A 12,013-nucleotide genomic window follows, 5' to 3' on the forward strand; every position below is an offset into this window, starting at 1 on the left:
AACTGCCAGCAGCCCAAGTGAGAGTGTCAAATAATTCCAGAACGCCACGCTAACACAAAAGATTGAGCTCCATCGGCCGACAGAAATGTTTGACTCTCGCTGTGCGGGTAACTCCATTGACTCGCTCGCTAATCGTTAAAATACAATCAAAATTTAAGATTAGCACCGCCGACGCCGATCGAGTAAAATCACAGCACTTGCCCGTCGATGACTTAATCTGCTAAAACTAACAAAGTTTGATGATTTCTGAGAAATAACATACATGGTTGCTACATCCGTCAAGATTAAACACGAAGTCAAAGACTTGTCCCTCGCCCCCTTGGGAAAGCAACGCATCGAGTGGGCCGGCCGGGAAATGCCCGTTTTGCGGCAAATTCAAGAACGCTTCGCTAAAGAAAAGCCTTTCGCTGGCATTCGCTTGGCTGCTTGCTGCCACGTAACCACAGAAACCGCTCATTTGGCAATCGCCATCAAACTCGGCGGTGGCGACGCCGTACTGATCGCCAGCAACCCCTTGAGCACTCAAGATGACGTAGCGGCTTGCTTAGTTGAAGACTACGGCATTTCCGTCTTCGCCCTCAAAGGAGAAGACGCGGCTACCTACGAACGTCACGTCTACACAGCCCTAGACCACCGCCCCAATATTATCATCGACGACGGCAGCGACGTGGTAGCCGCACTGATCCAGCACCGCCCGGACCAAATTTCCGACTTAATTGGAACTACCGAAGAAACTACCACAGGCATCGTGCGCCTGCGCGCCATGTTGAAAGACGGCGTGCTGACTTTCCCCGCAATGAACGTCAACGACGCCGACACCAAGCACTTCTTTGACAACCGCTACGGCACCGGTCAATCTACCCTAGACGGCATTATCCGCGCTACCAATATTTTGTTAGCCGGTAAAAATATTGTGGTTGCAGGTTACGGTTGGTGCGGCAAAGGCACGGCACTGCGCGCCCGTGGTATGGGTGCTAACGTAATTGTCACCGAAATCGATCCGATTCGGGCGATCGAAGCAGTGATGGACGGTTTCCGCGTCATGCCGATGGACGAAGCAGCAACAGTCGGAGATATATTCATTACCGTTACGGGCAACAAACACGTCATTCGTGCCGAACATTTCGAGACCATGAAAGACGGCGCAATTGTTTGCAATTCCGGTCACTTCGACATTGAGATTGACCTCAAATCCCTCGGCGCAAAAAGCACCGACGTGAAAACAGTCCGGTCTTTCACTCAAGAATATCACCTCAATAATGGCAAGTCGATTATTGTGTTGGGCGAAGGTCGTTTGATCAACTTGGCAGCAGCCGAAGGACACCCCAGCGCCGTGATGGATATGAGCTTTGCTAACCAAGCTTTAGCCTGCGAATATCTGGTTACGAACAAAGGCAAACTAGAGCCTGGTATTCACTCAATCCCCGTGGAAGTTGACAAAGAAATTGCCCGTCTCAAATTGGAAGCAATGGGTATTCACATTGATACCTTGACGGCCGAGCAAATTGAGTACACAAACTCTTGGACTTCGGGAACTTAATCATAGTATTCTCGTTCCCGGGTTCTGCCTGGGAACGAGCAATGACTAATGACTACTGACTAATGACTACTGAGTCATGACTTCTTCTTACCAATTATTAAATCAAAATGGTTGAATGGATAACTAACACAATGCAGTCGATGGGCTATCTCGGAATTGGCCTGTTGATGTTTTTAGAAAATCTTTTCCCTCCCATCCCCTCAGAATTGATTATGCCGCTGGCAGGATTCACGGTATTCCAGAACAGAATGGAGTTTTCACCGGCGATCGCAGCAGGAGTAATCGGTACAGTTCTGGGGGCTCTGCCCTGGTACTATGCCGGTAAATTATTGAGCGAAGAACGCTTGAGGAATTTAGCCGACAAATACGGTAAGTGGATCACAGTATCGGGGGCTGATATTGACAAAGCAAATAGATGGTTTAACAGACACGGCAACAAAGCCGTGTTTTTGTGTCGCCTAGTACCAGGAGTTCGCACCCTAATTTCCCTGCCCGCTGGCATCAATAATATGCCTTTAATTCCTTTTTTAATTTACTCAACAGGCGGCACTCTTTTATGGGTAAGTTTTCTGACTTTTGCCGGATATAAACTAGGGGAAAATTATACACTTGTAGAGGATTATCTGGGCCCGGTTTCCAAAATAGTTGCGGTGATTATAGTCATCTGGTGTATTTTGTGGATTGTGAAGAAGAATATGCAAAAAGAATAGAATGCTAGATAAATGCAGACATCCCAAAAACATCTGCGTTTATCTGCGTTTATCTGCTGTTATCTGCGCTTAAAAATCAATTTATCAAAAATTTATACAAATATTTAGGATTAATTGAGGTTTAGGCAGACAATCGTGGCAAAATAGGGAACATTCCTATCCCCACGGTTAAGATATGTACGAAAAGATTGTAGCCCCAACAACAGGTTCTAAAATTACTTTCAAAGACGGTTCGCCGATCGTCCCCAATGACCCAATTATTCCCTTCATTCGCGGCGACGGTACCGGCGTTGACTTGTGGCCAGCATCCCAGAAAGTCATGGATGCTGCGGTAGAAAAGGCTTACGGTGGCGATCGAAAAATCAACTGGTTTAAAATCTATGTAGGCGACGAAGCTTGCGATGTCTACGGTACTTACCAATATCTGCCCCAGGATTCCTTAGACGCCATCAAAGAATACGGAGTCGCCATCAAAGGGCCGCTGACAACGCCCGTAGGTGGCGGAATTCGATCGCTAAACGTAGCTTTGCGGCAAATCTTTGACCTTTACGCCTGCGTGCGGCCCTGCAAATATTATCCTGGAACACCATCGCTACACAAAACTCCTGAACTCCTAGATGTAATTATTTACCGGGAAAATACAGAAGATATTTACCTCGGAATTGAATGGGCAAAAGGCAGCGAAATCGGCAAAAAATTGATTGAATTCCTCAATAATGAGTTAATCCCAGCAACACCAGAACATGGCAAAAAACAAATTCGCCTCGATTCTGGAATCGGAATTAAACCCATTAGCAAAACAGGTTCTCAGCGTTTAGTACGGCGCGCCATTACCCACGCTTTGCGGTTACCAAAAGAAAAGCAGCAAGTAACTTTGGTACACAAAGGCAACATCATGAAATACACCGAAGGAGCTTTTCGAGATTGGGGTTATGAATTAGCAACCACCGAATTTCGTGCTCAGTGCGTGACTGAAAGAGAGTCTTGGATTCTTGGCAACAAAGAAAAAAATCCTGACATTAGCTTAGAAGATAATGCTCGTCAAATAGACCCTGGATACGATGCTTTGACGCCAGAAAAACAAGCCAAAATTCGTCAAGAAGTTGCCGACGTTCTGTTTGCAATTTGGGAGACTCACGGCAGCGGTCAGTGGAAAGAAAAAATCATGGTCAACGACCGAATTGCTGACAGTATTTTCCAACAAATTCAAACGCGACCGGCCGAGTATTCGATTTTGGCGACCATGAATCTGAACGGGGATTATTTATCCGATGCGGCCGCCGCCATTGTGGGTGGATTGGGTATGGGCCCTGGTGCGAATATTGGTGATGAATGTGCAGTTTTTGAGGCGACTCACGGCACTGCACCGAAACACGCTGGTTTGGATAAAGTCAATCCCGGTTCCCTGATTTTGTCCGGGGTGATGATGTTAGAATACATGGGATGGCAGAAAGCAGCAGACTTAATTAAGAAGGGTTTGGGAGCGGCAATTTCTAATGGTGAAGTTACTTACGATTTGGCGAGGTTGATGGAACCGCCGGTGCCTGAGTTGAAGTGTTCGGAGTTTGGTGAGGCGATTATTAAGCATTTCGCGGATTGAGTTTGAGGGCTTTTTTTGAACGGGCTAGAAGGCCGTTCCACAAAAGTCAATTTGCTTGTGGGGAGTAGGGGGTTGGGCTTCTAGCCCGCCCGCTATTTCTTAAGAACGGGCTAGAAGGCCGTTCCACAAAAGTCAACTTGCTTGTGGGGGGGCCCGCCCGCCCGAAAATACAATTTAGATGCGGGGTTTATAATGATGGAACAGCCATGCCTTGCTCAACAGCGGGACGCTTCTGTAAGGTTTCTACCCAACGTTTAAGGTGGGGGTGGTTGTCGAGGCTCAATCCTTGAAATTCGTAAATAGCCACCCAGGGATAGGTAGCAATGTCGGCTATAGAATAGTCGCCGCAGATGTATTCAGATTTTGCTAGTTGAGTGTCTAATACTCCGTAGAGGCGCAAGGTTTCTTTTTCGTAACGCCCAATCGCATAGGGAATTTGTTCGGGTGCAAAGCGTTTGAAGTGGTTTAGCTGACCAAACATCGGGCCGACGCTGGCCATTTGAAACATCAGCCACTCTATAACTTGAAAGTATTTTTGTTTGTCTGTGGGCAGAAATCTACCGCTTTTTTCGGCAAGATACATCAGAATAGCGCCCGACTCGAAGACGGTGATGCCGTTATCTCGATCGACTATCGCCGGAATTTTGCTGTTGGGGTTGATTGCTATGAACTCTGGGCTAAATTGGTCGTTTTTGGTGATGTCGATGACGTGCACGCTGTAGGGTAAACCTATTTCTTCGAGCATGATCGAGACTTTGCGACCGTTCGGTGTGGTAAAAGTGTACAGGTCGATCATAAGTTGTCCGCCTTTTCTCAAGCAGGTATAAACTATATTATAATAATTTAAGGCAAATAGCTAATCATAATGGATATTATTGAAATTCTCAAAGACGATTATCAAAAATTTCCCCAAAATCAGACTTACAGCATTTACGCCAAAGATGTTTATTTTGAAGACCCAGTGAATCGATTTACAGGAATCGAGCGCTACCGCCAAATGATCGGGTTTATGGGGACTTTTTTTAAAGAAATTAAACTAGACTTGCACGGCATTTCGCGATCGTCCGATATTATAGAAACTCGCTGGACTTTGAGGTGGAGCGCACCGCTACCTTGGAAACCGAAAATGGCGATCGCCGGTAGGAGCGAACTTAAAGTCAACAGTGATGATTTAATTGTTTCTCACATCGATTACTGGGACTGTTCGCGCTTGGATGTCCTCAAACAGCTTGTATTTCCTCGGAAAACTAATGTTTGACAATTGTTTTTAGGTTTTTTAGCAATAAAAAATAGTTTTTCAAGAGCGAGATCCCTTTTTTAACCGCAGATGTTAGCAGATAAACACAGATGAACGCTGATGGATTTTTATGCGTCGCAATTGATATTTGAAATAAATAATTTTAACTTATCTTGACATTGCAGCAATTTCCTGGATCACGGGAAATGTGCTGGGTTCAGCGGTCGGCGAGCGCCAAAATTAAGCGCCCACTAAATTAATCTCTGTTACAGAACGTTACAATAAAGAAGTAAATTACTTTCAGGCGAGCTAAACAATCAATGCGCTTAATATTAATGACCGGAAAAGGCGGCGTCGGCAAAACCTCCGTAGCCGCTGCGACTGGGCTGCGGTGTGCCGAATTGGGATACAAAACCCTAGTGCTGAGCACAGATCCTGCCCACTCCTTAGCCGACAGCTTTGACATGGAACTCGGGCACGATTCGCGGCTGGTGAAACCGAATTTGTGGGGAGCAGAATTAGACGCTCTCAGGGAATTAGAAGGGAATTGGGGAGCAGTTAAGCGCTACATTAGTCAAGTCTTGCGAGCGCAGGGGCTCGAAGGGGTGCAAGCTGAAGAATTAGCCATCTTGCCAGGAATGGATGAAATCTTCGGTTTAGTGCGAATGAAGCGGCATTACGACGAAGGCGAATTTGATGTTTTAATTATCGATTCTGCCCCAACTGGCACTGCATTGAGACTGCTAAGTTTGCCGGAAGTTGGCGGCTGGTACATGAGAAAATTTTACAAGCCGCTGCAAGGCATATCAGCCGCCCTTCGGCCTTTAGTTGAACCTATTTTTAGACCAATTGCGGGTTTTTCTTTACCAGACAAAGAGGTGATGGATGCACCTTACGAATTTTACGAACAAATCGAAGCTTTGGAAAAGGTTTTAACTGACAATACTGTCACTTCGGTAAGGTTAGTTACCAATCCTGAAAAAATGGTAATTAAAGAGTCTCTGCGCGCTCATGCCTATTTGAGTTTGTACAATGTAGCCACTGATTTAGTAGTAGCTAACCGCATTATTCCCGCAGAAGTAACTGACCCATTTTTCAAACGGTGGAAAGAAAGCCAGGAACAGTACCGTCAGGAAATTCACTCAGATTTCATGCCGCTGCCAGTTAAGGAGGTGCCACTTTATTCAGAAGAAATGTGCGGTTTGGCAGCTTTAGAACGGTTGAAAGAAACTCTTTACAAAGACGAAGATCCAAGTCAAGTTTATTACAAAGAAAATACGATTAAGATCGTGCAGGAAAACAATCAATATAGTCTTGAGCTGTATTTGCCCGGAATTGCTAAGGATCAGATCCAGTTGAGCAAAACGGGAGATGAGTTGAATGTTCGGATTGGGAATCACCGCCGTAATTTGGTGTTGCCCCAAGCTTTAGCGGCGCTGCAACCTTCGGGGGCGAAGATGGAGGATGATTATTTGAAGATTAAGTTTGCTTAACAGAACTTACGCAGCCACGCTATATGTAGTGTGCCTGCGTAAGTCCTGTATTTTTAGCTTAACTGAAGTTATCTCTCTTTTGTCCGCTCCAATGACGTATTATACTCCGAGCCCTTAACAATTATTTATGCTAGGGCGATCGCCGCTCCACTTTCGGTACTTACAAACGAAGCCGAGCATTTTTGCTTGCCCAATCTTGGCTGAAAATAGATAAATTTAACTGGCTTTTACTGTTGGTATAACGGCCAAAGTGAGCGGCGGCTAATAGAACTGAAACGAATCTTGACCGTTCGCTCCACTGCGTTGTTAGCTTGCTGTACGTAAGATATACGATACTGTCATAAATCCAATTTAAGCTACTTCACAAGCAATCAAAAATCATTGGTTCTCCAACCTCGCCTGTCATGTCCCCAAATTCCCAAGTAATTGCTGTCTTGCGATAAGTTCCACAACATTTCATAGCTGTTTTTGTCCTGTCCTCAAGGACGATAATTATCACATCAATTAAGTCATCATTCTGCGGCATCTGAATCTTTCCAGCGAAACAGGTGGCAGCAGCAATAAGCTTTCCCCGCCGTGCAAAATCCTTGAGTGCTTGAATTGCAAAACTCAATGCCTGTACTGGATCGGGATTTTCTATTCCAGCTACAATATACTCTCCGTCTGCTGATACTCCAATACCGAAAGGGAAAAAGTAACCATGCCGTTTCACAATCTCGTCAACTACGTGTTTATGAGTCGTCAGAAATAGTTCTTGGGTTGATTCAAGCAGTTTTTGTATGTGTTGTTTATTCATACTCCGTTAGTAAAAAATGTTGGCATTCTCGAAGTCATTGGAGATCCGCATTGGTGCAACCTGGTATTTTGTTCACACCTATAGTTCATCATTACTTTTTTATGATTTTCGTAGAACTACCGGGATTCGTATTCATGCAGCAGCTCCTCGAAATATTGCAAATGTCGATCGATCCCCTGCTCGACTGCCTTCATAAGATCGGCAATCTTCGCCGAATCCTCACCGTAACGGATCAGCACCGGACGAATGGCATCATGAAAATGATCGACCTCCAATTCCGCGTGCAATGCTAGCCAGGTTGGGTGCTTCATGCTGCGGGCATCGAAATAATACTGGAGAATTCTCACATTGCGTACTGCCACGCATAGCTCTCGCCCGCTGAGCGCTGCCAGTGCTTCGTAGAAGTTATTCGTTCCATAGCCGAAGTCGTCAAAGAATGAGCGCTCATACGATACTGTAGCCGCGCTCCGACAAGATGGCTTGATTTCAGCATCACTCAGTCCAAGATTGTGGAGAAATTCCAAATACATCTCATTATGACCATCCTGCAAATCTGTGAATGTGTGATCGGCTAGGGACATGATTGCTGCTTTCTGATCCGGGTCAGTGCAACTTCCTGCTTTGACGATGCATAATCCAAACCACTGATGCAGACGATCCCGCCAAAGTTGGTACTGTAGGAAGGCATATTGCATGATGGACGGGGTAATTTCTCCCTCTTTAAGCAGGCTGAAAAATCGGCTGCGATCGAGCGATTTGTTACAATAGGCGATCGTTCTTTCACTGATTGCCTGCTTTTGCACTTCGACTTCAGGTGGTAATTCAATTTCTCGATTTAGACGACTGGATGTAGTGGCGATCGTTGAATTTACCTTCATAAAATTCTCCTTTAGAGTAGGCGTTGTCTTGCCACAGAGGTCAAAGGTACAGCACTTGAGGTGCGTATCTGTGCCCGATCGGCTAGTCCAGCAAGTCTTTATATGCTATGAGATAAGAAGTGCATAACAAAATATGCTTGAAAATATAGTAAGGATGGGTATGGAGTTCCAGCATCTCAGCCAGTTTGAGCTTCGACAGATTTGCTACTTCATCGCAGTGGTGCAGGCTAACAACAACTTCAGCGAGGCAGCAAAGCGTTTAGGAATTAAGCAACCTCCCCTCAGTCAGAGAATTCAGGCGCTTGAAGAATTGTTGAGTACCCATCAGAAAACGTTGGCAGTAAAATTGTTCGATCGCAGCAAACGTCCGATTGAGTTAACTGAAGCGGGTCAAGCTTTCCTGGTAGAAGCGCAGCAAGCGTTAATTCATCTCAATCGAGCGGTTTCTTATGCACGACAGGCCAGTCAGGGTGAAATAGGGCGTTTAATCATCGGCATGAACAATTCCATTGCAAACACGATTCTGCCCGAGGTAGTGCAAGAGTTTCAGCAACGGTTTCCAAAGGTGGAGCTAGAACTGCACGAAGTCACGATTCAGCATGAGATTCAGATGCTCAAGAACCATCAATTAGATGTGATATTTCAACGCTCTCCCAGCTTTGATCACAACGATCCCGCCTTGAGTTTTCAACCCATTCTTGAAGAGTATTTCGTTGTCGCGTTACCAACCACACACGCCCTTGCTGACCAAAGTAAAATTTCTCTGAAAGCACTAGCAGACGATGCGATCATCTTACCTTCCCTTGATGTATTGCCCTTCTATGAAAAAGTTGTCACTCTTTGTCGGGAGGCTGGTTTTGAACCGAAAATCAATCAAACTGTCACAGTAACTGGAGTTGTCACACTGCTCAGTTTAGTTGCAGCAGGCGTTGGCGTGTCCATCTTACCCAACCATGTTCAAACGCTGCACCGTGAGGGAGTCGTTTATCGATCGCTCCAAAATGCAGCCCTAAACCGGCAGATTGCTGTTGTTTGGCGACAGGAAGATTCGTCCATTGTTTTACGTCAATTTCTCAAGGTCATTCAGGAGGTAATGAACCTGTCCCTTCTGGATTCTTGGTGAACACAGTTTAGAAATTCTGTTATAAGAAATAACGAAAGCGACCTAACGCCTTAGTTCAGCCGCTTTTACTAATTTACTTTACTTTGCCACACATTTTGTGTAGAAGTGATTTAAATCGCCAATTTCTCTATTCGCTTCTTAAAGACATAACTTCTTCTCCCTCTTCTTTTCCATCCTCTGTCCCCTCTGTGCCCTCTGCGGTTTCTTCAATCTTTCCTGGATTCAACTCAATCTTTTTCTGCTGGCGTTCCGACGCAGCTTTTTGCAGCATTTTCAACCTTTCTGGGTCAGCATTCGAGCGCCAAAACAACTTATGATCCTTAATTTTAACGCAGTTTTCCTCCAAACACTTCACCCATTCCCGATGCTTTTTAACTGCGCCACAATCGAGAATCCCTAACTTTTCTTCTTGGCGGGTGAGTTTCGCAAACTTTTCGTAATGGGGATAACTAGCAGTAACAAAAGCTTCTTTTCTAACTAAAATTGGCGGGTTGTACAAATCAGAATAGTCTTGATAGCTCACAGAAAGGTCGCGCAAATCTATGTGCATAGAAGTGTGAAGGGCGGGATGCGGGTTAGTGTCAAAATCGGGATAAAATAAATAAGAAATTTGAGGTTTGCGAGCGTGAAATTTGATGATTGTAGCGCCGTCAAGCCTGCCAATTGTACGGTTTGCACAGCCTTCGTAGAGCCGCAGCAAAGGGTCAAGTTCTTCTAATGCAGAGACGTGAACAGAAAGGGAACCGGGCTGTTTGTAGCCGATCGCACTATCTTCGCAGCAATCCGCAACAATATCAGCTTTGCCCAAACTATATAGCATTAAATCTGCCAAAGTGCAAGCTTTTTGATAATTGTCAAACAAACCTTTGATGTCGTTGCGGATTTGAGCCGGGAGTCGGCGCATTGAAGGTCGTGAAGCGTAGCTATCCCGTAGGGAATCGCCCAAACCGTTGAGAGCCAGATATACCAGCAAATCTTGGCGGCGCTTGTCGGCGATTTTCTCCCAATCATCCGCATCCGTTGCTTGCAAAATCACCCTCCAAGCGCGATTAAAACTGTGAAATTCCTCCTTAATTGGCGATTCTTCCGCTAGTTCGCCTTTAACCGGAAGGCGGCCCCGATCGCTCACAAAAGCCATCAAAGGAGCTAACATTTCCGCATAATCCTCAAACCGCTTAACTTGCGATCGCACCCTAGGAGTCGATAAGTGCGATCGAAACCGAGAAGCACGAAAACCTTCACCCTCCGCAGCATCCCGAAACACAAAATAAATCCCCAAAGCCACAGGAATTGCATCAACATTCAAAACTTGGTCAATATAAACCTTCAACTCTTCCTGTTCGTAATACTTCTGAAAAGTATTCCGAGAAGTAATCACCCCATCCCCATAAGCAATTTGACCTCTGTCGCTATCATCAATCAAAACTTGAGCCGCTACAACTAATAAACTCTTAGTTAATTCCCAAGCATTCAGTAAAGCCTCTCGTCGTTCCGCCAAAGATTCAATTACATTAATCACATAACCAATATTCACAATATCTGCACAAGTTCGCGGAGTATCCGGCTGATAGTATGGATCCCAACCAGAAATAGCATAACCCTCTTGTGCAATATATTTAACATCCCCGCCGTAACCGCAACCGTAATCAAAAAAAGTCGATCCATCCCTCGCTAAATCAGCTTCTAAAACCAGACGCAGAGGTTTAGAAAGCGAGTGGCGTACCATTGCAGCTTTGTGCCGCTCGATCTTAGGAATTGATAGCTCGCTATTCTCCTGTTTCAAACGCTCGACAACAGTATGATCTTGGATTTCTACACCGCAATATCCCAAATATTTGAGCCAACCATCGCGAGTGCCGATAACGCTAGTATTGTCAAGCAGTCCCCATCCTTCCTCGCAGCGAGTCAGCCTCGCAAACTTTTCGTAATTGGGATAATCCGCAGCTACAAAAGTTTCCTTGCGGTGCAAAACCGGCGGATTTTCGCTGTTGCTGTAATCAAAATATTTAACTTCCCCTGTTGCTAGATTAATTTGGATGCTGCTTTGCAAAGCAGGATGAGCATCTGTATCGAAATCCGGGTAAAAAAGATAAGATATTTTAGGTTGATGGAGCAAAAATTTAACTAAAGTTGCTTCATCAATATTTTCGAGAGTGCGTCTGGCACAATTTTCGTAAATTCCGAGGACAGGGTTGAGTGTCTGCAAAGCCGAAACGTGAACGTAAAAAGCCGTCGGTAATTTTTTTCCCACCTTGCTTTCCCGACAGCAGCGAGCCACTTTTGCCACCAAATTGTCAACACATAAATTAGTGATTTCATCGGGCGAGTACGGCACAGCATTTATAGAATTTTGCTCAGAGATAGCCTCGTTTTCGTACAATAAAACTTCTTGAGCAAAAATCATCAAAGGCGTTAGCAGTTTTTCATCATTTTCTAATGAAGTGCTATCTAAAATAGTGTTTGTACGGGTATCGTAATTCATAGCTAAATTAATTGTTTTTTAAATTAACCGCAGAGAACGCAGAGGACACGGAGTGAATAAATAAAAAAAACAAAATTTTCCTAAAATTTCTATATCTAGGATGCACACTCCGTACCGCACCGCTTTATTTCTTAGTCTCTTAGAGAGGGACTTC

10 protein-coding genes are annotated in these 12,013 nt (G+C 45.0%); 6 read left to right on the forward strand and 4 right to left on the reverse strand.

Annotated elements, in window-relative coordinates; all coding sequences use genetic code 11:
- The first annotated feature begins 262 nt into the window (after positions 1-262).
- The 3 genes from ahcY to QUA74_RS01330 all read left to right on the forward strand — a co-directional run bounded on the left by ahcY (position 263) and on the right by QUA74_RS01330 (position 3,850).
- Positions 263-1,540 (forward strand): adenosylhomocysteinase, encoded by a 1,278-nt coding sequence (gene ahcY, locus QUA74_RS01320; RefSeq protein ID WP_190734016.1) that lies wholly within the window; start codon positions 263-265, stop codon positions 1,538-1,540.
- Positions 1,541-1,647: 107 nt separating this feature from the next.
- Positions 1,648-2,250, forward strand: coding sequence for a DedA family protein (locus tag QUA74_RS01325; RefSeq protein ID WP_333324254.1), 603 nt, complete (start codon positions 1,648-1,650; stop codon positions 2,248-2,250).
- 175 nt (positions 2,251-2,425) lie between these two features.
- Positions 2,426-3,850: an NADP-dependent isocitrate dehydrogenase gene (locus QUA74_RS01330; RefSeq protein WP_333324256.1), complete on the forward strand. Its 1,425-nt coding sequence runs from the start codon at positions 2,426-2,428 to the stop codon at positions 3,848-3,850.
- A 187-nt stretch (positions 3,851-4,037) separates the two neighbouring features.
- Here the strand turns inward: QUA74_RS01330 and QUA74_RS01335 are convergent, their stop codons facing one another.
- A complete protein-coding gene (locus tag QUA74_RS01335; protein WP_333324258.1) occupies positions 4,038-4,646 on the reverse strand; it encodes a glutathione S-transferase N-terminal domain-containing protein in 609 nt (202 codons plus the stop codon).
- A gap of 69 nt (positions 4,647-4,715) precedes the next feature.
- On the opposite strand from QUA74_RS01335, the gene QUA74_RS01340 reads away from it, so the two are divergent.
- Together QUA74_RS01340 and QUA74_RS01345 are read left to right on the forward strand one after the other, a co-directional pair.
- On the forward strand, positions 4,716-5,108 hold the full coding sequence (locus QUA74_RS01340) for a DUF2358 domain-containing protein (RefSeq protein WP_333324260.1): 393 nt from the start codon (positions 4,716-4,718) through the stop codon (positions 5,106-5,108).
- Positions 5,109-5,407: 299 nt separating this feature from the next.
- Positions 5,408-6,580, forward strand: a complete 1,173-nt coding sequence (locus tag QUA74_RS01345) for a TRC40/GET3/ArsA family transport-energizing ATPase (RefSeq protein ID WP_333324262.1) — start codon at positions 5,408-5,410, stop codon at positions 6,578-6,580.
- A 361-nt stretch (positions 6,581-6,941) separates the two neighbouring features.
- Here the strand turns inward: QUA74_RS01345 and QUA74_RS01350 are convergent, their stop codons facing one another.
- Positions 6,942-7,376 (reverse strand): hypothetical protein, encoded by a 435-nt coding sequence (locus tag QUA74_RS01350; protein WP_333324263.1) that lies wholly within the window; start codon positions 7,374-7,376, stop codon positions 6,942-6,944.
- Positions 7,377-7,492: 116 nt separating this feature from the next.
- A complete protein-coding gene (locus QUA74_RS01355) occupies positions 7,493-8,254 on the reverse strand; it encodes an iron-containing redox enzyme family protein (RefSeq protein ID WP_333324265.1) in 762 nt (253 codons plus the stop codon).
- A gap of 133 nt (positions 8,255-8,387) precedes the next feature.
- Between QUA74_RS01355 and QUA74_RS01360 the strand changes: the two genes are divergently transcribed.
- Complete coding sequence (locus tag QUA74_RS01360; RefSeq protein WP_333324267.1) at positions 8,388-9,377, forward strand: LysR family transcriptional regulator; 990 nt, start codon at positions 8,388-8,390, stop codon at positions 9,375-9,377.
- Between the two features lie 127 nt (positions 9,378-9,504).
- On the opposite strand, the gene QUA74_RS01365 is transcribed toward QUA74_RS01360, so the two are convergent.
- On the reverse strand, positions 9,505-11,859 hold the full coding sequence (locus QUA74_RS01365) for a DNA phosphorothioation-associated putative methyltransferase (RefSeq protein ID WP_333324269.1): 2,355 nt from the start codon (positions 11,857-11,859) through the stop codon (positions 9,505-9,507).
- Positions 11,860-12,013 lie beyond the last annotated feature (154 nt).

Origin of the sequence: Microcoleus sp. LAD1_D3, assembly GCF_036702135.1 — a bacterium.
GTDB lineage: Bacteria > Cyanobacteriota > Cyanobacteriia > Cyanobacteriales > Microcoleaceae > Microcoleus.

Excerpts from the sequence above, each read along its gene's own strand:
- QUA74_RS01355 (WP_333324265.1), bottom strand. The coding sequence starts at position 8,254 with ATGAAGGTAAATTCAACGATCGCCACTACATCCAGTCGTCTAAATCGA.
- QUA74_RS01360 (WP_333324267.1), top strand. The coding sequence starts at position 8,388 with ATGCTTGAAAATATAGTAAGGATGGGTATGGAGTTCCAGCATCTCAGC.
- QUA74_RS01365 (WP_333324269.1), bottom strand. The coding sequence starts at position 11,859 with ATGAATTACGATACCCGTACAAACACTATTTTAGATAGCACTTCATTA.
- QUA74_RS01340 (WP_333324260.1), top strand. The coding sequence starts at position 4,716 with ATGGATATTATTGAAATTCTCAAAGACGATTATCAAAAATTTCCCCAA.
- QUA74_RS01345 (WP_333324262.1), top strand. The coding sequence starts at position 5,408 with ATGCGCTTAATATTAATGACCGGAAAAGGCGGCGTCGGCAAAACCTCC.
- QUA74_RS01330 (WP_333324256.1), top strand. The coding sequence starts at position 2,426 with ATGTACGAAAAGATTGTAGCCCCAACAACAGGTTCTAAAATTACTTTC.
- QUA74_RS01350 (WP_333324263.1), bottom strand. The coding sequence starts at position 7,376 with ATGAATAAACAACACATACAAAAACTGCTTGAATCAACCCAAGAACTA.
- QUA74_RS01335 (WP_333324258.1), bottom strand. The coding sequence starts at position 4,646 with ATGATCGACCTGTACACTTTTACCACACCGAACGGTCGCAAAGTCTCG.
- ahcY (WP_190734016.1), top strand. The coding sequence starts at position 263 with ATGGTTGCTACATCCGTCAAGATTAAACACGAAGTCAAAGACTTGTCC.
- QUA74_RS01325 (WP_333324254.1), top strand. The coding sequence starts at position 1,648 with ATGGTTGAATGGATAACTAACACAATGCAGTCGATGGGCTATCTCGGA.